Here is a 21,415-nt window from a genome sequence, read left to right as displayed (position 1 = left end):
AAGCGGGTGGCCAGGGTGTGCGCGGTGTGCAGGCGGGTGCGGGTGGTGGTGGGGGACCAGCGCAGCGCGGCGGTGATCTCCTCCTCGGTGCAGTCCAAGGGATCCGCGTCGCGCGAGGCGGCGAGGGTGGCGAGGAGTCTGATTTGGGCGGCGTGGAGTTGGGTGAGGAGTTTCTCGGCGGTGGTGAGTGCGTCGATCAGGTCGGTGCGGGAGTGGTCGTCGGTAATGTGCATGGTGGGCCCCGGAAAAAGGTGAGTGGAATGGTTTCCCTGTGTCTATTTTCTGGGGTTTCGGGGTTGTGTGGTGGGTGTTTTCGGTGTTTCACCCGTTTGCGCGTGGCCTGGTGAAAAACCTGTGCACGCGTGTCCCGCGTTACCCTCGTCCGCCGTCGGCGAAGCTATCGCGGGACTCCCAGCGCACAAGGGCGTCGGTGGCCGAGAGCCGTTGTGAACGAGACTCGCCGCTGCACTCAAGCCGCGTAGCGGAGATGTCATCGCGGGGTTTTATGGGGGAAAAGCAGGACGGCGGCCGGCGGTAAGTGGGTGGGGAAAAGCAGGGTGTCCAGTTGAACGGGACAATGGCGGCCCGTCGCACGAGGCATAGCCGATCGCGGGCCCGAGCAGACTCGTGTCGCTTGAGTCGGAGCTGAGGCTCAACCCGACCGGGCACGCGCCTGAGCACCATCACTACTAGGAGCGCACTACACCGGTCAGGCCTAGCGCCTCCAAGCCCAGCAATGCCGCGCCGACGACCGGTGGCTCCTCGACCACGACCAATTCGGCCAGCGGGATCTCGGCCGCCGCACGTGCGGCGATGCGGTCCATCAGCACCGGAACTCGGGCGCGCAGCACCCCTCCGCCGAGCACCACTTCGCCTGCGCGGTCCGCGATGCCCAGCCGGACCAGCACGACGCGAGCGAGCGTGACGATCTCCTCCGCCATCCGGTCCGTCACCGCGAGGGCCACTGGATCTCCTTCTGCCGCGACGGCGAGCAGCACCGGTGCGAGCTCGTTGAGCCGCTCGCTGGACACCTCGCCGAAGTGCAGCGCGAGAGCCACCGCTTCCGCGCTGGGCCGCTCGAAGTGCTCCGCGACCGCTTCGGTCAGCGCGGTGCGCGGACCCCGGCCATCCTCGCCGCGGATCGCATGCCAGAGTGCCTCCTCGCCGAGGTGATGGCCTCCGCCCCAATCGCCGGATATCCGGCCAAGCGCGGGGAATCTGGCGCGCGTGCCGTCCGGTCCGATCCCGGCGCAGTTGACGCCGGCGCCGCACACCACCGCCACCCCCCACGGTCGGCTCGCTCCGGCCCGCAGCAGCGCGAAGGTGTCGTTGCCGACCTCGACCGTGTCGGCCCAGCCCTCGGCCGCGAACGCCACTGCCAGCGCTTCTTCCTCCACGGGGAGGTCGGCGCCGGCCACGTAAGCCGCCAGGTGGCGAGCCAGCGGCTCGCTATGGTCCAGGCCGAGCTCGGTCCGGATGACGGCCACCGCCTGCGCGGCCACCGCGATCGCAGCTGCCACGCCGCTCGACTGTGGGGTGAACCCGCCGGAGCGCGCGCTCGCGATCACCTTCCCTTCGTCGTCCACGAGCAGTACATCGGTCTTGCTGTTCCCGCCGTCGATGGCGAGCACGGTTCCGGCCCGGGCCATCTGCTCCCCGGCTCCCCCCGCCGACTCCGTCTGGTTGGTGCTCACGGTCACTTGGGCTCCACCCACGGCAGGTGCTGCGCATTAGCGGCGATCAGCGCGTCGGCGAGCTTGTCGGCCAGGTCGATCTGCCCGATCAGCGGGTGCGCCAGCAGTGCGCCGAACACGCGGTCCCGCCCGCCGTGGATCGCCGCGTCGAGCGCCAGTTCCTCGTACGCGCTCACGTGTGCGATCAGCCCTCGAAGAGCCGCGGGGAGGGTGGACTGCGGCAGGGGTTCGACCCCTGATCCACTGACCGTCGCGGAGACCTCGATCACCGCGTCATCGTCCAGGAACGGCAGCGTGCCGTCGTTGCGCACGTTGACCACCTGCACGTCGCCCTTCCCGCCGACGAGCGATGCGAGCAACTGCACGGCCGCTTCCGAGTAGAACGCCCCGCCGCGCTTGGCCAGCAGCTCCGGCTTCTCGTCCACGGACGGATCCCGGTACATCGTCAGCAGCTTCTCCTCGATCGCGGCGACCTCCGACGCGCGTGACGGCGCGCTGCGCTCCTCCTCTACGACTCGATCGTGCATGTAGTAGTAGCGCAGGTAGTAGGACGGGATCATGCCGAGGTGATGGATGACCTCTTCGGGAATCTGGTTGCCGCTGGCTATTTCCGCGGCGTGCTCCTCGATGATCTTCGGGAGGATCTCGTCGCCGTCGAGCTTGACTCCGCGCTCCCAAGTCAGGTGATTGAGTCCAACGTGGTCGAGTTGGATGCGCTCTGGAGCGACGCCTAGTTCGGCGGCAAAGCGGCGCTGGAAGCCGATCGCCACGTTGCACAGCCCGACCGCGTCGTGCCCCGCGTCGAGCAGCGCGCGGGTGACGATGCCGACCGGGTTGGTGAAGTCGACGATCCGCGCCTCCGGGGCTACTTTTCGCACCCGGTCGGCCAGTTCGAGTACCACCGGCACCGTGCGCAGCGCCTTGGCCAGGCCGCCCGCGCCGGTGGTCTCCTGTCCCACGCAGCAGTACTGAAGCGGCAGCGTCTCGTCCACGTTGCGCGCCGCCTGGCCGCCGACCCGCAACTGGAAGAGCACCGCGTCGGCTCCGTCGGCTCCTTCCTCCACCGAGTCGGTGGTCAGCACCTTGCCGGGATGCCCCTGCTTGGCGAAGATCCGGCGGGAGACCGCGCCGACCGCCTCAAGCCGGTCGGCGGCCGGATCAACCAGCGCCAGCTCGGTGAGCGGCAGCTCGGCGCGCAGCCGGGCGAACCCGTCGACGAGCTCAGGCGTATACGTCGAGCCGCCCCCGATGATCGCGAGCTTCATCAGCCCTTCACTCCTGTCAATGTCACGCCCTCGACGAATACCTTCTGCGCGAAGAAGAACACGACCACGATCGGTGCGATGACCATCAAGTTCGCGGCCATCATCAGGTTCCAGTCGACGTGGTGCGCGGCGTGGAAGGTCTCCAGGCCGAGGGCGAGGGTCCAGTTGCCCGGATTGGCGCCGACGTAGACCTGCGGGCCGAAGTAGTCGTTCCAGGCGTAGAAGAACTGGAACAGCGCCACCGCCGCGATCGCGGGCCGGATCATCGGCACCACCACCCGCAGCAGGGTCCTGATCTCCCCGCAGCCGTCCACCTTCGCCGCGTCGATGTACTCCTTCGGCACGGTCAGCAGGAACTGGCGCAGCAGGAAGATCGAGTAGGCGTCGCCGAACGCGGTCGGCACGATCAGCGGCCACAGCGTGCCACCGAGCCCGAACTGCTTGGTCCACAGGATGTACATCGGCATCACGGTCACCTGCGGCGGGATCATCATCGCGGAGACCAGCACGATCATGGCCAGGCGGCGGTAGCGGAACTTGAACTTCGCCAGCGCGTAGGCCACCGGCACCGAGGAGACCACGGTCAGAACCGTTACTGGGATGGCGTACATCAGCGTGTTCTTGTACCAGGTGAGGAAGCCGGCCCGGTCCCACACCGAGCGGAAGTTCGACCACTGCCAGTGCGAGGGCCACAGCGCCCCGGACAGCGCCTGGTTGTCCGGCATCACCGACGTGACCACCAGGAAGAAGAACGGCCCGGCGAAGAACACCGCGGCGACGATCGCCAGCGAGTGCACCGCGATCCACTCCAGCGCGCGCCGGCGCCGGGCCGCCGAGCGGGCGGTGCGGTTGATCCCGGCATGCCGGGTGACCGGGGGCGACATTACGGCTGCCATCAGTCCCCTCCCACCAATCCGTTCTTGCGGCGCAACAGAATGAGCGTGAACAACATCGTCATCACGAACAGCAGGATCGAGAGCACACAGGCCGGGCCGGTATTCGCGTTGAGGATGCCCTGCTGGTAGATCAACTGCGGCACGGTCAGGCTGGAGCCGAGCGGATAACCGATATCAAGGGTCGTACCCGCGGTGGCCACATGGCCGCTGGCCACCTCTCCGGCCACGATCGCCTGCGTGTAGTACTGCATCGTGTAGATCACGCCGGTGACCACGGAGAACAGGATCACCGGCTGGATCGCCGGCAGCGTGACGAAGCGGAACCGCTTGACCGGCCCGGCGCCGTCCAGCATCGCGGCCTCCATCTGCTCTTTCGGGACGTCGAGCAGCGAGGCGAAGAAGATCACGACGGTGTTCCCGATGCCCCACAGGGAGAGCAGGGTCAGCGAGGGCTTGAACCAGGTCGGCGAATTGAACCAGCCCGGCGGGTTGTGCACCCCGACGTGCGCGAGGATCGCGTTGATCGGACCGCCCGCGTCGAACAAGTACACGAACACGAGCGTTGAGATGACCGGAGGCGCCAGGTACGGCAGGTAGAACAGGGTGCGGAAAATGTTGCCGCCGCGCTTGATCTTGGTGATCAACATCGCGACGCCGAGCCCGAAGACGGTCTGCAGCGTGACCATGACGACCACGAGCCACAGCGTGTTCTGCAGGCCGGTGACGAAGTCCGGGAAGTTGAACAGGATGTAGTCCCAGTTCTTCAGGCCCACCCACACCGGCGCGTTGAACTGGTCGTAGTAGTAGAAGGAGAAGTAGACCGCGGCGAGCAGCGGGTAAGCGAAGAACACGCTGAAGCCGAGCAGCCAAGGGGAGAGGAAGCCCAGGGCGGCCAGCCCCTCCCGGCGGCGCTTTGCGCGCAGCGCCGCCGGAAGGCCGGCCCGCTTCCTCCCGCGCCCCGGCAGGGCGAGGACGGGCGTTGCCATAAGTGTCGAGCCTCGATCCTTGGGGTCAGCTGCCGCTGGGCCGCACGCCGGCGTTGGTGTCCTTGTCGATCTGGGTGTCGAGCGCGCTCAGCGCCGAGGGCAGGTTCGAGACCTGACCCGCCTCCCAGGTCGCGATCCAGGTCTGCGCGGTCTGCTGGTACTGGCCGCCGTTGGGCGAGGCCGGGGTGGTGGCAGAGTTCGGGTTGCCGGAGACCTTCACGAAGGTCTGGAAGTTCGGGTTCTGGGTCAGCTGCGGCGAGGCCAGCGCGGCGATGGTGGAGGGCACGTTCTGGATCGCGTTGGCGAAGGCGACCAGGGTGTCGGTGTTCGTGGTCAGATACTTCACCAGCTCCCAGTCGGCGTCCTGGTGCGCGCTGCGCGAGGAGATGCCGATCACGGTTCCGGTCACGTAGCCGCCGCCGTACGAGGCCGCGTCCGAGTCCTGCACCGGGAACGGCGCGGTGCCGTAGGACAGGTTCGGCGTCTCAGCCTTCAGATTCGCGTTGCGCCACTCGCCGTCCATCGACATCGCCACCGCGCCGGTCTCGAACGGGTTCTGCCCGGCGGTGAACTCGCCCGCGCCCATGGACTTGTTCATGAAGTCGGTCAGCTGCTTGGCGGTCGACTTCGGGGTCTGATTCAAGATCGCGTCCTCGAAGCTCTTCTGCCAGTTGAGCATCGCGGTGAAGCCGGGGTCGGAGGCCAGCAGCGAGTTGTGCGTCGGGGTCTGCCACTTGAGGTGGAAGACCGAGGTGAAGTGGCCGGGTACCTGCTCGAAGTAGGCGAAGGAGGGAAAGAAACCGATCCGCTTGAACGAACCGTCCGGGTTCTTCTGGGTCAGCTTGAGCGCGTCGGCCTGAAGCTCGGAGAGCGTCTTCGGCGGGTCGGTGACCCCGGCCTGCTGGAAGAAGGTCTTGTTGTAGTAGAGCCCGTACGCGTCGTTCTCCAGCGGCAGCGCGCACTGGTCACCCTGATACTGCGTGTAGTTGATCAGCGGCGCCGGGAAGGTCTTGGCGACGTCGATCTGCGCGGCGGCCAGGTCCTGCTTGAGGTTGATCCACTGGCCGGTGGAGCAGTACGTGCCGACGTCGTCGGTGGTGAACGAAACAGCTACGTCAGGGGACTGCGATCCGCCGGCCTTGATGCCTTGCTGGATCTGGGTGTCGGTGATGTTGCCGGTCACCTTGACGTGGATGTTGGGGTGTGCCTTCTCGAAGGAGGCGACCATCGCGTTGAACGCGTCGTTCTCCGAGCCTTCGGAGAAGCCGTGCCAGAGGTTGATGGTGACGTCGGGCTTACTCGTGGGGTACGGGTCGACGGCGGTGATCTTCTGCTGCGCGGGCGCGGTGCTGCCGGCGCAGGCCGCAGCGGTCAGGACCGCGGCTATCGCGGCCGCGGAGCCGGTCATGCGACGCAGGTGCGACACGGGCGGTACTCCTTCGCGGGTTCATGGAGCGGGTCGGGGAGGTGAGCCTGGGCTGTGATTTTGGAAGAGCTGTGCGGATGGGTGGGGCGTCTATGCGGGGATCGGGTTGCCGGCGCTCGTGTCGAACACCGCCTCCCTGGTCGCCGCGAGGGCCGCGTGGATCGCCCCGGCGAGCACCGGGTTGTCCGCGAGCGCGGACTCGACCAGGCGGGGTCTTGGGATCGCCATGCCGTGCAGGGCCTCGGCGACCAGTTCGCGCAGGACGGCGCCGCCCGAGCGCGGGATCGCGCCGGACAGCACGATCAACTCCGGGTCGAGCACCGCCACGATCGGGGCCAGTCCGGTGGCCAGCCGGTCGGCCAGTTCGGCCAGCAGCCTGCGTGCGGCCTGCTGGACGGCCACCGGCGCGGGCGCGGCGATCGCCTCGATGGCGCGGGCCACCGCGGATTGCGGGTCGGCGCCGGTGAATCCGTGCTGGCGGGCCAGTTTCAGCACCGCGGGGCCGCCGGCCAGGGCCTGGAAGCCGCCGGTGGTGCCGCGTCCGATGCTGCGGACCACCGGGGCGCCGGGCACCGGCATGTAGCCGACCTCGCCCGCCCCTCCGGTCGCGCCGCGGTGCAGCTTGCCGTCGATGATCACGGCCGCGCCGATGCCCTCCGCGACCCACAGCACCACCACGTCACGCGCGCCGTGGCCCGCCCCGTCGGTCTGTTCGGCGATCGCCACGAGGTTCACGTCGTTTTCGACGTCTACCCGCGGATCTGGCGAGCCGGGTGCGGTCAGCTCGGCGCGCAGCCGGTTGAGCAGGTCGGATTCGTGCCAGCCCGGTAGGTGACGGGCGAAGCCGAGCCGGCCGGTTCCCGGGTCGATGGCGCCGCCGATGCCGATCACGACGTGATGCAGGCTGCCGACGTCCATCGCGGCGGTAGCGCAGGCCGCGGTCAGCGCCTCGCGTACGCGGTCGACGGTGCCGCTGGCCGAGCGTCCGGGCGTCACGAGCGTCGCCTCGCCGACCGGTTGCCCGGACAGGTCGCACACGCGGGCCACGATGCGCGCCGCAGTCACGTCGAGCCCAGCGACGTGCGCCGCCGCGCCGCGTAGCCGGTAGCGCCTTGCGGTCCGGCCCGCGCCGCCGTTCACGTGCCCGGGATCGGCGTCGAGCACCGCCTCGACCAGGCCGGCCGTCTCCAGCCGGTCCATCAGCTGTGAGGCGGTGGGTTTGGAGAGCCCGGCCAGCGCGCCGAGTTGGGTGCGCGAGAGCGGCCCGCGATCAGCGAGCAGCCGCAGCGCGGTGCGGTCGTTGATGGCGCGCAGCAGGCTGGGGGTGCCCGGCGGACCGACCGCGTCGCGATCCATACGCACCCCCAATTGAGTAAGGAAACTTTCCTTATCGATGGGTGAACGCTAGGCCGTCCCGCAACGCTCGTCAAGAGTCTTAACGAGATCAGCCTCTTCCTGGATGTGGCAAAGAACCGGCCAAGGCAGTGCCGAGCCGAAAACCCCGGTACCGTTGCCGCAGCCGGGTCTTGCCCTGTGCGCTCGTGACGGGGCATCATCTGCCCGGCAGCACAGTGTTGAATTGGATCCGCTGCTGAAGGAGTTCCGATGAGTCTGCGCCGCATAGCCGTGGTGACCACCGCGACTCTGCTGGCCATGCTCGCCTTGCTCGCGGCGAAAGCCGGGCACAAGGCACAGGCAGCCGGGATGACGGTCACCATCGTGACCCAGGGCCAGACGCGAACCGCGACCGGTCCGCAGGTCGTGCTCGCGCACGGCATCGTGCAAGTCCAGGTGACCGTGGTCGGCGGGCGGATCACCGAGGTGAAGGCGCTTCAGCTCCCGCACGACAACCCGGATTCGTGGAGTTACTCGAACCGCGCCGCGGCGACCCTGCGTACCGAGGTGCTGGCCGCGCAGAGCGCCGACGTGAACGTCGTCTCCGGCGCGACGTACACCTCACGCGGCTATGCCCGGTCTCTTCAGGCCGCGCTCGACGCCCTGGGCATGAAGGTCTGACCTGACGGTCAGCCGACGGCCTCGAACGGCCACGCGTGCGGCGGGCGGGCGACCAGCTCCTCCGGAGGATCCGGCACGGTCACGCGCTCACCGCTGAATCGCACCAGCGCGACGACCCGGTCCGCTGAACGAAACAGCTCCGCCGAGACCCCGTCGGGCAGCTGCGGCTCAACCTGCGTGCGCCACCACGCGATCAACCCGTCCGCGTCACCCTTGGCCTCCCACATGAGCACGCGCACGGTCAGACCAGGACCTCGGTGATCAGCATCGAGGAGTCGGCCGGCAGGTCCAGCGGTGAGGGCCGCACGCCGCGCGCCACCAGTTCCGAGCCCAGCGCCGCGACCATGGCACCGTTGTCCGTGCACAGCTTCGGCCGCGGAACGCGCACGCGGATGCCCTGATCGGCCGCCCGCTCCTCGGCGAGAGCGCGCAGCCGCGAGTTGGCCGCGACGCCGCCGCCGATCAGCAGGTGATCCACCCCGTTTTCCTTGCACGCGCGGATCGCCTTTCGAGTGAGCACGTCCACGACCGCCTCCTGGAACGAGGCCGCCACGTCCGCGATCGGCACCGGCTCACCGGCTCGCTCCCGCGCCTCGACCCAGCGCGCGACCGCCGTCTTGAGCCCGGAGAAGGAGAAGTCGAACGGCGCGTCGTTGGGCCCGGTCAGGCCGCGCGGGAAGGCGATCGCGGCGCCGTCGCCCTCGCGGGCCGCCCGGTCGATCAGCGGGCCGCCGGGGAAGCCAAGGCCGAGCACCCGGGCGACCTTGTCGAAGGCCTCGCCCGCCGCGTCGTCCACGGTGCTGCCCAGCGGCCGGATGTCCGACGTGACGTCAGGTACCAGCAGCAGCGAGGAATGCCCGCCGGAGACGAGCAGCGCCAGGCACGGCTCGGGCAGCGGCCCGTGCTCCAGCTGGTCCACGGCCACGTGCGCGGCCAGGTGGTTCACGCCGTAGAGCGGCTTGTCCAGCGCGAGCGCATATCCCTTGGCCGCCGCCACGCCCACGAGCAGCGCCCCGGCGAGACCCGGTCCGGCCGTCACCGCGATCGCGTCGATATCGGAAAGCTTCAGGCCCGCGGTCTCCAGCGCGCGGTGCACGGTCGGGACCATCGCTTCCAGATGCGCGCGCGAGGCGACTTCCGGCACCACGCCGCCGAACCTGGCGTGCTCGTCCACGCTGGTGGCCACCGCGTCGGCGAGCAGCTCGGTGCCGCGCACGATGCCGATCCCGGTCTCGTCGCACGAGGTCTCGAAGCCGAGCACGATCGGCAGGCCGGCACTCCCCGAGCCGAGCGTCGCAGTCCCTTGAGTCACAGAACTCAGTCTTCCTCTCCGAATCGTTCAATGACGCCCGACGCGCGCATCACCAGCGCGTCCACGTTCGCCGGCTGGTAGTAGCCCCGGCGCAGCCCGATCTGCACGAACCCGAACCTGCGGTACAGCTCCTGCGCCCGCGGGTTGTCCTCGCGTACTTCAAGCACCACGTCGCCGCAATCGCGCCGGGCCGCCTCCCGCAGCAGCTCAGTGAGCAGCGCGGTGCCCAGGCCGCGGCCCTCGCGGTTCGGGTCGACCGCGATGGTCTGCACCTCGGCCTCGCCGATCCCGGCCAGCAGTCCCGCATAGCCGACTATGCGCGGACCCTGCCCGTCTGGATGGGCCGGGTCGGAGCCGTACTCCTCCGCGACCAGGTAATAGCGCGACGCGACTTCGGCGAGCTCCGACCAGAACATCCCGACCGACCAGGCATCCTCAGGGAACGCCATGTGTTCGAGCACGGTGACCGCCGGAATGTCCCACCACCGCATCGGCCGCAGCACCGTGCGCGGCGGCAGTTCGGCGCGGGGTGGGCCAGGCTGCGTCGGCGCGCTCACCGTAATGCCGGCTGGCTCACCGGCTTGCGTGCGCCAGGCTCCACCGCGTCGGGTCGACGCAAGTACAGCGGCAGCGGTTCGAGCAGCGCGGCGCCGGCGGCCAGCTGACGGGCAGCCAGTTCGGCGAGGTCGGCCGCATTCGGATACACCGGCTCGATCGCGTCAGAGAACGCGTCCGGGTACTTCACCGCGCCCTCGCCGGCCACCGGCAGCCCGGTGACTTCTGGCGCGACGACGTGCGGCCAGTCCACCGCCGGATCGGTGATCCGCTGGTCGGCGGCGGCGTATCGCGCCCAGTAGACCTCGCGGCGGCGCGCGTCGGTGGCGACGGCGAACGGGCCGTCGTGCCGCACCGCCGAGGCGAGGATGTCCAGCGTGCACACGCCGTGTACCGCGATGCCGAGGGCGTCGCCGAGGGCGCGCGCGGTCACCAGGCCGACCCGCAGGCCGGTGAACGGGCCGGGGCCGACGCCGACCGCGATGTCGGTCAGTTCGCGCCGGTCGCGTCCGGCCTCGGCCAGCACGGTGCGGATGCCGGGCGCAAGCAGTTCCCCATGGCGGCGCGCGTCGAGCTCGGTGTGCGCGGCGAGTACCTGGGTCCCATCGTGCAACGCGACGGTCACGGCCGGGGTCGCTGTGTCAAAAGCCAGGAGGAGCACGGGAGCCATTATTGCCCTACCGGCCGACTGATCCGGCATGCGCGGCGCGGCGACCGCCCGATCGTGCCCTCTCCTCTCCGTCGGCGGGTTACGGCATGATGGGTCCCCGGCGCGTGTACGAACGTGGAGGAGCAATCGCGATGGGCAGACGCGGAGTCGGCGGGCGTGGCTCGTCTGAGCAGGCCTCTGCGCCCCGGTACAGCGGCGGCTCGATGGCTCACCGCGGCTCGGACTCCCGCCAGGAGTCATGGGAGACCCTCTCTTCCGCCAACCCGCCCTCCGCGCCGCCCTCGGGTCCGGTGTCCCGGCCGGTGCGGAAGAAGCCCGGCCGCGGTGCGACGTACTCGGTTGTGGTGATGACGATCGCCTCGTTGTTCGGCATCGGGGTGCTGGCGGTTCAGGCCGCGGCGACCGCTCCGAAGGTGTCGAACACCTCGAATAAGGGCACGAGCACGGCCTCCGGGCAGCCGACGGCGAACGCGTCCGCGGGCTCGGCCGGCGGTGGCGGCGCGGCGAATGCGGCTGCGCTTCCCGCGAACTCCGGCTCCGGCGCGCGCATCGTCTACGGCGAGGGCGCCAAGCGGGTCTGGCTGGTTTCGTCGAGCAACGCGGTCGCGCGCACGATGATCGTCGTGCCGGGCACGGTTCCCGCGCCGACCGGCAGCTTCAGCGTGACGAACAAGCTGTCCCAGGTGACGGGAACCGACGGCACGCCGGTGCAGTATGTCGTGCTGTTCAACAAGGCCTTCGGCTTCGACGCGGTGGCCAACGTCACCGGCATGCCCCCGGCGCCGAGTTCCCGAACCGGAGGCGTCCGGATGGCTCAGGCGGACGCGCAGGCGCTGTTCACCTTCGCCAGCGTCGGCACCACGGTTGTCGTCGTGCCCTGAGCTGGGCGGTCCAGTTCAACTGGACAAGTCAGACCTGGGATTCGGCGACGAACCGGTGCGCGATCGCATCCCCGTACGCGACGACGGTGATCACGCGGCGATCGTCGCCTTCAGGAGCATCGTCCGCGACGGCACGCTCGATCCGAACCTCGAGCCGCTGCCCGGAAAGCACCTCGGCCTTCCCCTCGCCCCACTCCACCACGGTCACTGAGTCCTCGACCGACGCGTCCAAGTCGAGATCGTCTAGTTCCGCCAGTGAGCCGAGCCGATAGGCGTCCACGTGCACCAGCGGCACGCCGCCGTCGAGCGACGGATGTACCCGCGCGATCACGAAGGTCGGCGACGTGATCGGCCCGCGCACCTTCAGGCCCTCCGCGAGCCCCTGCGTGAAGGTCGTTTTCCCGGCGCCTAGTTCGCCGGAAAGGATGACAAGATCGCCCGGTAGCAGCCGGCGGCCGAGGCTCCGGCCGACCTCCTGCGTGTCCCGCGCGGCGTCCGCCTCAACCCGCTCGACCGTCACCGCGGCGCTGCCCGCACCCTCGACTCCGCCGTCCACCGTGCTTGCTCCCGCCTCTGCCCGTTCTGCTGCGTCCGACCGACTACGAGGCGTTCGACGACTTTCCCAGCCGCGTCTCGACTCGGTCCACCAGCCTACGCAGTGCGGCGTTCACCTCGTGCGGATGCTCAAGAATCACGACGTGTCCGGCGTGCGGCACGATCACGAACTCGGCGCTCGGGATCGCGTCGGCCAGCGCGCGGCTGAACTTGAGCGGCAGCAGCAGGTCCTTGTCGGCCGCGAGCACCAGCGACGGCACCTTGTCGAAGACCGGAAGCGCGTCCGCCTTGTCGTGTTCCCGCAGCACCGTGAAGAAGCGCGCGATGACGTCGATGGGCGTCGACTGGATCAGTTCCTGCACGAAGCGCACCGCCGATTCCGGCGCGTCGGAACCGAAGGCGTAACGCTTCGTCAGCACCAAGCCGAGGTCGCCGCCGGCCCGCCGCCCGCGCTCTACCAGCGCGCGCTGCTTCGTCAGCAGGTCGAACAGGCTCGGCGCCGCGGTGTGGAACACCTTCGCGGCCGCCCTGGGCAACCCGAACTCCAGGTCGGCGAACTCTCCAGCGGAGGTCGCCATGAGCGCCGCGCCGACGACCCGATCGCCGAAAAGCTCCGGGTGCGCCTCGGCCAGCGCCATCATCGTCATTCCGCCCATCGAGTGACCGATGAGGATGATCGGACCGGTCGGGCAAGTCGCCTCGATGACCGCGTACAAGTCCTCGCCGGTGACGTTGATCGACAGGTCGGCCCCGGCCTTGAGCGGGTCGGAGCGACCGTGCCCGCGCTGATCCCAGAACACCATCCGGTACTCGCCGGAGAACTCGGAGCGCTGGTAGTGCCAGCAGTCCTGATGCAGGCAGAACCCGTGCGTGAACAGCAGCGTCGGGCGCTCCTGCGACTGCGACCTGGTCTGGCGCTGCTGGCGGGTCGATGACCGTCCGATGCGCTGCCAGTCGACGCTGCGCGGCCAGCCGAACGGATCGTCCACCTCGACGTACAGCTCCGTGCCGTCCGCGGCCATCACGGTCTGCGGGACGCCGCGCAGCGTGCCGTACGCCTCGCCGGGGTCGTGGATCTGGGCCATGCGGCGCACGGCCCGGCCGATGGTGTACCGCTCGACGGCGATGCTTACCGCCGTTCCGGCCGCGACCACACCGAGTGCAGCGCCGACTATGCCCGCGCCGCGTGGTAAGCCGCGCTGGACGCCGCCCCGCGCACCACCTGACGCACTCTCAACCACGGGTAACGCACCTTTCGACCGTTCCTGTACCGCTCTTCTACTCAGTTGTTACCCCGCAGTAGCGGTTCATGCCTGGCCTGGAGCGTTACACACCGCCGCCGGTGTTGAAGTAGACGCGCGGAACGCGCGGGCCGATGCGTGTGACGATCTCGTACGCAATCGTCCCGGTTTGCTCGGCCCAGTCCTGCGCGGTGGGTTCGCCGCGATCGCCGGGACCGAAGAGCACGACCTCGTCGCCGACGCCGGCCTCCTGGTCGCCGAGGTCGACGATGAACTGGTCCATCGCGACGCGGCCGGCGATTGTGTGCCGCGCGCCGTCGATCCAGACCGGGCCGCAGTTCGATGCGGCGCGGGGAATCCCGTCCGCGTATCCGGCGGGTACGAGTCCCAGCCGCGTCGGCCGGGCCGTGCGGTACATGTGACCGTATGAAACACCGTGCCCGGCCTCGACCTGCTTGACCAGCGCCAGTCGCCCGACCAGCGTCATCGCGGGATGCAGCCCGAAGTCTGCGGCGCTGCCCTCCTCCGGAGCCGGTGAGACGCCGTATGTGGCGATCCCGCTGCGTACGAGGTCGAAGCGGCTGTCGGGCAGCAGCAGCGCGGCTGGCGAGTTCGCGATGTGCCGCAGCTCTGGGCGCAGTCCCGCCCGCTCGGCGGCCTCCAGCGCGTGCCGATACGCCGTCAGTTGCGCGGCCACGGACGGGTGCCTGGGCTCGTCAGCGCACGCGAAGTGCGACCACAGACCGGTGACGGTCACCAGACCGTCTTCCTGGGCCTTGACCGCCTCCTCGACCAGCAGCGGCCAGTCGTGCGGCTGCGCTCCGTTGCGACCGAGCCCGGTGTCCGCCTTGAGCTGAATCCGCGCGGACCGGCCGGATGAGCGCACGGCCTCGGTGACCTCGCGCAGCGCCCACAGCCCCGAGATCGAGACGTCGATGCCGGCTTCGATCAGGTCCCGGAATGGATCGCCGGGCGCGTGCAGCCACGTCAGTATCGGCACGTTCAGGCCGGCCGCGCGCAGCGCCAGCGCCTCCTCGGGCAACGCGGTACCGAGCCACGTCGCCCCGGCTTCAACCGCGGCTCGGGCGCACGCCACCATTCCGTGCCCGTATGCGTCGGCCTTCACCACGGCCATCACCTGCGCCGGACCGGCCACCTCACGCATCCGGCGGACGTTGGAGCGGACCGCGGCGAGATCGATCCTGGCTTCCAAACGTGCCTGCTCACCGGTACTCATCACTGGAGATTGTGCCAGGCGTGTGGAAGGGCGGCGAGCAGGTCACCGGCCGCGATCGGGCCCTCGCCGCGTGCGATCCTTCCGGCGAGGCCGTGCAGATACGCACCGACGCTCGCGGCATCCAGCGGCCGCAGGCCGGCCGCGAGCAGCCCGCCAATGAGGCCGGCGAGCACGTCGCCGCTTCCGGCCGTCGCCAGCGCCGCGGTGCCGGTCGGATTAGCACGTACCGTCTCCCCGCCCGGCTGCGCGATCAGCGTCGTCGAACCCTTCAACAGCACTGTCGCGCCGCGCTCGCCAGCAAGCCGCCGCACGAACTCCAGCCGCCGCGCCTCGACGTCCGAGCGCTCCACGCCAAGCAACCGCGCCGCCTCGCCCGCGTGCGGAGTGAGCACGACCCGCTCACTCAGTTCCGCCCCGTCGAGGTACCCAAGCGCTCCAGCATCGAGCACCGCAGGATGCCCACTCGCAATGACCTGTTTTGTCCGCTCTGCCGCGAAATCGTCGTCGACCGGGAATCCGCTGCCGCACACCCATGCCTGCACGCGGCCCGCATCTCCCGGCAGCTCTTTCTCAATCAGGATCTCCGGCCACCGCCGCGAAACCTCGTCGCCGACTCGGCGCGGCCCTGAGTACCGCACCGCTCCGACGCCGGCCTTCAGCGCACCACCGACCGCGAGCATCCCAGCCCCCGGATAATCGACCGAACCGCAGGCGACACCGACGACGCCACGCGCATACTTGTCCGACTCACGGCCCGGCCGCGGCAACAGGTCGGCTACGTCGGCGGCCTGCAACGCTTCCACGGCCGCGCGCTCGGGCAACGCGGTCAGTCCGATATCGACGAACTCCACCACGCCGGCTCGCTCGGCCGCCGGATCGATCAACAGGCCTGGTTTGTACGCCCCGAACGTCACTGTGACGTCCGCCTTGACGCAGACCCCTGCGACTTGCCCGCTGTCGACATCGATTCCGCTCGGCAGATCAACCGCGAGAATCGGCGCGCCCGAAGCTTCGGCGGCCTTGCCCAGTTCCGCTGCCCGCCCACGCAGCCCGCCCTTGCCACCGATCCCCAACAACCCGTCGAGGATCAGATCAGCGTCTTCAAGCGTCTCCGCGCCGCCGATTCGTCCGCCGGCTTCGCGCAACGCCGCGAGCCCGCCTGCGTGTACACGCACCTCGTCGGTGAGCACTGCCGTGACTTTCGCTCCGCGCCGCGCGAGCATCGCTCCTGCGTAAAGCGCGTCGCCACCGTTGTCCCCGACGCCGACTAGGAGCACGACCCGCGCCCCATAGACGCCGCCGTCCTCACGCAGAATCCGAGTGGCCACGGTCGCTAGCCCCGCGGCCGCGCGCTGCATCAACGCGCCGGGCGGGAGCTTCGCCATGAGGTCGGCTTCGGCATGCCTGATCGCTTCAACGTGATACGCACGACGCATACACAGACTTTAGAGCGACCGGTCCGTCATCGCTCTGCGACAACCACCGCTGACGCGATCCCCGCATCGTGGCTGAGCGACAGGTGCATGTTGACCACGCCCAGTTCTGCCGCCCGAGCGGCCACCGTCCCACGCACGACCAGCAGCGGCCTACCGGTCGGCTCGCTGATCACCTCGGCGTCGTGCCAGTGCATGTTTCCGGGCGCGCCGAGCGCCTTAGCCAGCGCCTCCTTCGCCGCGAACCTGGCCGCCAGCGAAGCCGGCTTCAATCGGCGCTCACCGACGGTGAAAAGCCGTTCGGCCATGCCCGGCGTGCGCTCCAACGTGGCCTCGAATCGTGCGATATCGACCACGTCGATGCCGACGCCGACGATCACTCCACCGTCACCGACTTGGCCAGGTTGCGCGGCTGGTCCACGTCCAGGCCCTTCGCGTCGGCCAGCGCGCAGGCGAAGACCTGTAGCGGCACTGTGGCCACCAGCGGCTGCAACAGCGTCGGCAGTTCCGGCACCCAGATCAACGTGTCCGCGTATGCCTCCACGGCGCTGTCGCCGTCCTGCGCGATCACGATGGTCTTCGCGCCGCGCGCCCGGATCTCCTGGATGTTGGAGACGATCTTGTCGTGCAGCAGCGGCCGGGACGGCGGCGGCACCACGACCACGACCGGCAGGTCCTGCTCGATCAGCGCGATCGGCCCGTGCTTCAACTCGCCGGCCGCGAAGCCCTCCGCGTGCACGTACGCAAGCTCCTTGAGCTTGAGCGCCCCCTCCAGCGCCACCGGGAATCCGACGTGCCGGCCGAGGAACAGCACCCGGCCCTCGTCCTTGAGCGCCCGGCCCAGCTCACGTACCGGCTCCATGCGCCCCAGCGTCTCGGCGATCTTCTCCGGCGCCGAGGCCAACTGCGCGAGCAGTGCCTTGATCTCGTCCTCGTACTTCTCCCCGCGCACCTGCGCCAGGTAAAGGCCGACGAGGTAACACGCGATCAGCTGCGTGAGGAAAGCCTTCGTCGAGGCGACCGCGATCTCCGGTCCGCCGTGCGTGTACACGACCGCGTCTGACTCACGCGGAATCGTCGCGCCGTTCGTGTTGCAGATAGCGAGCACCCGCGCGTGCTGCTCGCGAGCGTGCCGCAGCGCCATCAGCGTGTCCGCGGTCTCGCCGCTCTGCGAGATCGCGATGACCAGCGTGTCCCTGGTCAGGATCGGGTCCCGGTAGCGGAACTCGGAGGCCAGCTCGACCTCGACCGGTATCCGGGTCCAGTGCTCGACCGCGTACTTCGCGATCAGCCCGGCGTGGAACGCGGTGCCCGCCGCGATCACCACGATCTTGTCGACGCTGCGCAGCTCGTCCTCGCTCATCCGCATCTCGTCGAGCACGAGCTTCCCGCTCGCCGAGACCCGGCCGAGCAGCGTGTCCGCCACCGCCTGCGGCTGCTCGTCGATCTCCTTGAGCATGAAGTGCTCATAGCCGCTCTTCTCGGCGGCCTTCACGTCCCAGTCCACGTGGAAGTGCCGCGCTTCCTGCTGCACGCCCGCGAAGTCGGTGACCGTGACCCCGTCCCGGCGCACCTCCACCACCTGCGCCTGACCGAGCTCGATCGCCTCGCGGGTGTGGCCGATGAACCCGGCGACATCGCTGCACAGGAAGGCCTCGCCGTCCCCGACGCCGACGACCAGCGGCGAGTTCAGCCGCGCGCCGACCACCACATCAGGTGCGTCCGCGTGCACGGCCACCAGCGTGAACGCCCCGCGCAGCCGCCCGCAGACACGCCGCATCGCCTCGGCCAGATCGCGGCCGCTCGGCTCGAATTGCGCGGCAAGCAGATGCGCGACGACTTCCGTGTCCGTTTCGCTGCGCAGTTCCACGCCCGCCGCGGTCAGCTCGGCGCGCAGCACCGCGTAATTCTCGATGATCCCGTTGTGCACCACCGCGACCCGGCCCGCCGAATCGAAGTGCGGATGCGCGTTGCCGTCCGTCGGACCGCCGTGCGTCGCCCACCGCGTGTGCCCCAGCCCCACGGTCGCCGCGGGCAACGGCCGCTCGGACAGCTCCTTCTCCAAGTTGGCCAGCTTGCCGGCCTTCTTGCGCCCGTCCAGGCGGTATCCGTCGGCGCCGACGTGCACCACGGCGACTCCTGCCGAGTCGTAGCCGCGGTATTCCAGCCGCCGCAGGCCTTCCATGACGACATCGAGCGCCGGCTTGCCACCCACGTAACCCACGATTCCGCACATGCCAGCCACCCTACCGGGCCGCTGTCCGGGCGAACCCCTACTCCCGGTAAGGGACCGTCATCCCCCAGGCTGAGCCCGGAAACCAGTCCCGGAACTGACGCCGTCCGGTGCCGCTACGCACTACGGTGTCCGCGTGTCAGTCATCGAGACGCAAGACCTCGGCAAACGCTACCCAGGCGGCGTGACCGCGCTGACCGGGCTCACGCTGGCCGTCGAGCCCGGCATCACCGGCCTGGTCGGGGCGAATGGAGCCGGCAAGTCGACGCTTATCAAGATCCTGCTCGGTCTGCTCGCGCCGACCGACGGGACCGCGCGGGTGCTCGGCCACGACACCCGCACCGACGGGGAGCTGATCCGCGCGCGGGTCGGTTACATGCCGGAGCACGACTGCCTGCCCCCGGACGTGACCGCCACCGAGTTCGTCACGCACCTGGGCCGGATGAGCGGGCTGCCGGCGACCGCCGCGAAAGAACAGGCCGCGGAGGCGCTTCGCCACGTCGGTCTGCACGAGGAGCGCTACCGGCAGATCGGTACCTTCTCCACCGGCATGAAGCAGCGCGTGAAGCTGGCCCAAGCCCTCGTCGGCGACCCCGGGCTGCTGCTGCTCGACGAGCCCACCAACGGCCTGGACCCGTCCGGCCGCGACGCGATGCTGGCGCTGATCCACCGGATCGGCACCGAGTTCGGCATCGCGGTCGTGGTGGCCTCGCATCTGCTCAGCGAGATCGAGCGGATCTGCGATCAGCTGGTGGCGATCGAGGGCGGCCGGCTGCTGCGCGCCGCGACGTTGTCCTCCATGACGCAGAACGTGCCGTGGCTCGCGCTTGAGGTGGAGGAAGGGACCGACGCCCTCGCCGCGCACCTGACCTCCCTCGGCTTGGTGGTGCGCACGGAGAACCGCGCTCTGCTGGTGCCGGTCGGCGACGACGCCGTCTTCGACCTCATCCGGGACGCGATCGCCGACCTCGGCCTGCCGCTGAACCGGATGGAGCACCGGCGTCACCACGTCGAAGAGCTCTTCTCAACCGCCCCCGCGCCCGCCCTCGTACACGCAGCGGAGCCCCAGCCGTGACCACGCCAGCAATGACCACAGACAGCGTCATCCACGACATCGGTTACAAGCCGTACACCGGCCCGCGGCTCGGCCGCGGCCACATCCTGCGCTCGCTCTACTGGTTCAGCCTGCGCTCGGCGTTCGGTTTCGGCCGGGGAGCGAAGGCCAGGATCATCCCGCTGGGCGGCTTCGCGGCGATGCTGCTTCCGGCGGCCATCTCGATCTACAAGGTCGCGTCGGTCGGCGGCGATCCGGTGCTGACGTACTCGCACTACGCGTACAGCATGTCGCTGTTCCTGATCGTGTTCGTCGCGGTCGCCGCGCCCGAATTGGTCTCCCGCGATCTACGGCACCACACGCTGCCGCTCTACTTCTCGCGGCCGTTGCGCCGGTCGGACTATCCGCTCGCGAAGCTGCTCGCCCTCGCCACCGCGATCTTCCTGTTCGAAGCGCTGCCGCTGATCGTCATGTACCTGGGCACCGTCGCGTCGAGCACGTCCGGATCAGGGGTCTGGGGTCAGACCAAGGCGCTCGTCCCCGGCCTGCTCGTCGCCCTCGCCTACGGAGTCGCGTTCGCGCCGCTCACGCTGCTCATCGCGTCCTCGACCGGCCGCCGCGCGATCGCCACCGGCGCCATCGCGATCCTTTTCCTGGCCACCACCGCGATCTCGCATGTGTTCGAGTCCGTGGGCCAGCACGAAGTCGGCCCGCCGCCGGCTCCGCCTTCCTCGTCCAGCGCTCAGCCCGACCAGACCGGTCAGGTGCAGCAGTCGGACGACGGGCCGCCGTTCCGCCCCACCTTCGCGTACGACTCGGTGGCCCGCTACGGCGGCCTGGTGGACCCGCTGCGGCTCGTCGAGGGCACCCGGATCTGGGCGCTGCACGCGACGGACGCCAACATGCCCGACCCCAAGGGCGCCGGTCCGCTGTACGGCGCCGAACTGCTTCTCCTGACCGGGCTGACCACTGGCGGCCTGTTCCTGCGCTACCGGAAGGTTGGCGTCGCATGAGCGCCCCGTCCCCGAACGGCGCCGCTGCTGGCGCCGCAGCCCTCGTCGAACTGCGCAACACCACCCGCTGGTACGGGAACGTGGTCGCGGTCAACGACATCAGCATGACCCTCGGCCCCGGCGTGACCGGCCTGCTGGGCCCCAACGGCGCCGGCAAGTCAACGCTCTTGCACATGATCTCCGGTTTCCTCGAGCCGTCCCGAGGCACCGTCACCATCGGCGGAGTCGCGCCTTGGCGCAACGCGGACATCTTCCGCACGGTGGGCCTGGTGCCGGAACGCGACTCGGTCTACGCGTTTCTCACCGCGCGCGAGTTCGTCACCGCCTCCGCGAAGTTGCACAAGCTTCCGGACCCCACCGCCGCGGCCGACCGGGCCCTCAACATGGTCGAGCTGACCGAATCCGCCGACCGCCCGATCGACACGTACTCCAAGGGCATGCGGCAGCGCGCCAAGGTCGCGGCGGCGCTCGTGCACGACCCGCACGTCCTGCTGCTCGACGAGCCGTTCAACGGTATGGACCCACGCCAGCGCCTGCACATGATGGACCTGCTGCGCGGTCTTGGCCGGTCCGGTCGCACGATCCTGTTCTCCTCGCACATCCTGGAAGAGGTCGAACGCCTCGCCGACACGGTCCAAGTCGTCGTCGCGGGACGCCTCGCCGCGTCGGGCGACTACCGCAGTATCAGGCGTCTGATGACCAATCGGCCGCACGTCTTCGTCGTGCGCACCACCGACGATCGCACGCTCGCCAAGGCCCTTATCGCCTCCCAGGCCGTGCAGGGCGTCGCCCTCACCACCACCGGACTCGAGGTCCACGCGAGCGACCACGGCACGTTCACCCGTCAGCTCGCCGGCGTCAGCCGGGAAGCCGGGGTCGGGCTGCGCGAGGTCATCCCGGCCGACGAATCGCTTGAATCAGTCTTCGCATATCTCGTGGGGGCCTAGG

Annotated in this window: 22 protein-coding genes; 5 read left to right on the top strand and 17 right to left on the bottom strand. The window is 69.5% G+C overall.

Annotated elements, in window-relative coordinates; all coding sequences use genetic code 11:
* The 7 genes from VN779_RS10465 to VN779_RS10435 all read right to left on the bottom strand — a co-directional run.
* A partial coding sequence (locus VN779_RS10465) for a hypothetical protein (RefSeq protein WP_325722263.1) occupies nucleotides 1–233 on the bottom strand: 233 nt, incomplete at its 3' end.
* Between the two features lie 456 nt (nucleotides 234–689).
* A complete protein-coding gene (locus VN779_RS10460) occupies nucleotides 690–1,700 on the bottom strand; it encodes an N-acetylglucosamine kinase (protein ID WP_325722262.1) in 1,011 nt (336 codons plus the stop codon).
* The gene (locus VN779_RS10455) at nucleotides 1,697–2,959 is read right to left on the bottom strand and encodes a 6-phospho-beta-glucosidase (protein ID WP_325722261.1); all 1,263 of its coding nucleotides are present in this window, start codon (nucleotides 2,957–2,959) and stop codon (nucleotides 1,697–1,699) included. The genes VN779_RS10460 and VN779_RS10455 overlap by 4 nt, the downstream gene beginning before the upstream one ends.
* Nucleotides 2,959–3,855, bottom strand: coding sequence for a carbohydrate ABC transporter permease (locus VN779_RS10450; RefSeq protein ID WP_325722260.1), 897 nt, complete (start codon nucleotides 3,853–3,855; stop codon nucleotides 2,959–2,961). Before VN779_RS10450 ends, VN779_RS10455 begins: the two co-directional genes overlap by 1 nt.
* Nucleotides 3,855–4,841: a sugar ABC transporter permease gene (locus VN779_RS10445; protein WP_325722259.1), complete on the bottom strand. Its 987-nt coding sequence runs from the start codon at nucleotides 4,839–4,841 to the stop codon at nucleotides 3,855–3,857. The genes VN779_RS10450 and VN779_RS10445 overlap by 1 nt, the downstream gene beginning before the upstream one ends.
* A gap of 25 nt (nucleotides 4,842–4,866) precedes the next feature.
* Complete coding sequence (locus VN779_RS10440; RefSeq protein ID WP_325722258.1) at nucleotides 4,867–6,267, bottom strand: extracellular solute-binding protein; 1,401 nt, start codon at nucleotides 6,265–6,267, stop codon at nucleotides 4,867–4,869.
* A 90-nt stretch (nucleotides 6,268–6,357) separates the two neighbouring features.
* On the bottom strand, nucleotides 6,358–7,623 hold the full coding sequence (locus tag VN779_RS10435; RefSeq protein WP_325722266.1) for an ROK family transcriptional regulator: 1,266 nt from the start codon (nucleotides 7,621–7,623) through the stop codon (nucleotides 6,358–6,360).
* Between the two features lie 249 nt (nucleotides 7,624–7,872).
* Between VN779_RS10435 and VN779_RS10430 the strand changes: the two genes are divergently transcribed.
* Nucleotides 7,873–8,283: an FMN-binding protein gene (locus VN779_RS10430; RefSeq protein ID WP_325722257.1), complete on the top strand. Its 411-nt coding sequence runs from the start codon at nucleotides 7,873–7,875 to the stop codon at nucleotides 8,281–8,283.
* Nucleotides 8,284–8,291: 8 nt separating this feature from the next.
* Here the strand turns inward: VN779_RS10430 and VN779_RS10425 are convergent, their stop codons facing one another.
* Genes VN779_RS10425 through tsaB form a run of 4 tightly spaced genes read right to left on the bottom strand, consistent with a single transcriptional unit; the run spans nucleotide 8,292 to nucleotide 10,811 of the window.
* On the bottom strand, nucleotides 8,292–8,522 hold the full coding sequence (locus VN779_RS10425) for a hypothetical protein (protein WP_325722256.1): 231 nt from the start codon (nucleotides 8,520–8,522) through the stop codon (nucleotides 8,292–8,294).
* Nucleotides 8,523–8,524: 2 nt separating this feature from the next.
* Nucleotides 8,525–9,595, bottom strand: a complete 1,071-nt coding sequence (tsaD, locus tag VN779_RS10420; protein WP_325722255.1) for a tRNA (adenosine(37)-N6)-threonylcarbamoyltransferase complex transferase subunit TsaD — start codon at nucleotides 9,593–9,595, stop codon at nucleotides 8,525–8,527.
* Between the two features lie 5 nt (nucleotides 9,596–9,600).
* Nucleotides 9,601–10,152, bottom strand: coding sequence for a ribosomal protein S18-alanine N-acetyltransferase (gene rimI / locus VN779_RS10415; protein ID WP_325722254.1), 552 nt, complete (start codon nucleotides 10,150–10,152; stop codon nucleotides 9,601–9,603).
* The gene (tsaB, locus tag VN779_RS10410; protein WP_325722253.1) at nucleotides 10,149–10,811 is read right to left on the bottom strand and encodes a tRNA (adenosine(37)-N6)-threonylcarbamoyltransferase complex dimerization subunit type 1 TsaB; all 663 of its coding nucleotides are present in this window, start codon (nucleotides 10,809–10,811) and stop codon (nucleotides 10,149–10,151) included. The genes rimI and tsaB overlap by 4 nt, the downstream gene beginning before the upstream one ends.
* 140 nt (nucleotides 10,812–10,951) lie before the next feature.
* Between tsaB and VN779_RS10405 the strand changes: the two genes are divergently transcribed.
* Nucleotides 10,952–11,701: a L,D-transpeptidase gene (locus VN779_RS10405; RefSeq protein ID WP_325722252.1), complete on the top strand. Its 750-nt coding sequence runs from the start codon at nucleotides 10,952–10,954 to the stop codon at nucleotides 11,699–11,701.
* A gap of 28 nt (nucleotides 11,702–11,729) precedes the next feature.
* On the opposite strand, the gene tsaE is transcribed toward VN779_RS10405, so the two are convergent.
* The 6 genes from tsaE to glmS all read right to left on the bottom strand — a co-directional run bounded on the left by tsaE (nucleotide 11,730) and on the right by glmS (nucleotide 18,403).
* Nucleotides 11,730–12,257, bottom strand: a complete 528-nt coding sequence (tsaE, locus tag VN779_RS10400) for a tRNA (adenosine(37)-N6)-threonylcarbamoyltransferase complex ATPase subunit type 1 TsaE (protein WP_325722251.1) — start codon at nucleotides 12,255–12,257, stop codon at nucleotides 11,730–11,732.
* Nucleotides 12,258–12,300: 43 nt separating this feature from the next.
* On the bottom strand, nucleotides 12,301–13,497 hold the full coding sequence (locus tag VN779_RS10395) for an alpha/beta hydrolase (protein ID WP_325722250.1): 1,197 nt from the start codon (nucleotides 13,495–13,497) through the stop codon (nucleotides 12,301–12,303).
* An 85-nt stretch (nucleotides 13,498–13,582) separates the two neighbouring features.
* Nucleotides 13,583–14,734 carry an alanine racemase gene (alr, locus tag VN779_RS10390; RefSeq protein WP_325722249.1) on the bottom strand — a complete coding sequence of 384 codons (1,152 nt, stop codon included), beginning with the start codon at nucleotides 14,732–14,734 and terminating at the stop codon, nucleotides 13,583–13,585.
* On the bottom strand, nucleotides 14,734–16,170 hold the full coding sequence (locus VN779_RS10385) for an NAD(P)H-hydrate dehydratase (RefSeq protein ID WP_325722248.1): 1,437 nt from the start codon (nucleotides 16,168–16,170) through the stop codon (nucleotides 14,734–14,736). Before VN779_RS10385 ends, alr begins: the two co-directional genes overlap by 1 nt.
* Nucleotides 16,171–16,196: 26 nt before the next feature.
* Nucleotides 16,197–16,547, bottom strand: a complete 351-nt coding sequence (locus VN779_RS10380) for a holo-ACP synthase (RefSeq protein ID WP_325722247.1) — start codon at nucleotides 16,545–16,547, stop codon at nucleotides 16,197–16,199.
* On the bottom strand, nucleotides 16,544–18,403 hold the full coding sequence (gene glmS / locus VN779_RS10375) for a glutamine--fructose-6-phosphate transaminase (isomerizing) (RefSeq protein ID WP_325722246.1): 1,860 nt from the start codon (nucleotides 18,401–18,403) through the stop codon (nucleotides 16,544–16,546). Before glmS ends, VN779_RS10380 begins: the two co-directional genes overlap by 4 nt.
* Before the next feature lie 133 nt (nucleotides 18,404–18,536).
* Between glmS and VN779_RS10370 the strand changes: the two genes are divergently transcribed.
* Genes VN779_RS10370 through VN779_RS10360 form a run of 3 tightly spaced genes read left to right on the top strand, consistent with a single transcriptional unit; the run spans nucleotide 18,537 to nucleotide 21,414 of the window.
* On the top strand, nucleotides 18,537–19,475 hold the full coding sequence (locus VN779_RS10370) for an ABC transporter ATP-binding protein (protein ID WP_325722245.1): 939 nt from the start codon (nucleotides 18,537–18,539) through the stop codon (nucleotides 19,473–19,475).
* Nucleotides 19,472–20,467, top strand: a complete 996-nt coding sequence (locus tag VN779_RS10365; protein ID WP_325722244.1) for an ABC transporter permease subunit — start codon at nucleotides 19,472–19,474, stop codon at nucleotides 20,465–20,467. The genes VN779_RS10370 and VN779_RS10365 overlap by 4 nt, the downstream gene beginning before the upstream one ends.
* The gene (locus VN779_RS10360) at nucleotides 20,464–21,414 is read left to right on the top strand and encodes an ABC transporter ATP-binding protein (RefSeq protein ID WP_325722243.1); all 951 of its coding nucleotides are present in this window, start codon (nucleotides 20,464–20,466) and stop codon (nucleotides 21,412–21,414) included. The genes VN779_RS10365 and VN779_RS10360 overlap by 4 nt, the downstream gene beginning before the upstream one ends.
* Nucleotide 21,415 lies beyond the last annotated feature (1 nt).

It is taken from the genome of Actinocrinis sp. (assembly GCF_035605935.1).
In the GTDB taxonomy this organism is placed as follows: domain Bacteria; phylum Actinomycetota; class Actinomycetes; order Streptomycetales; family Catenulisporaceae; genus Actinocrinis.
This window is presented reverse-complemented; position numbering and strand designations above follow the sequence as displayed.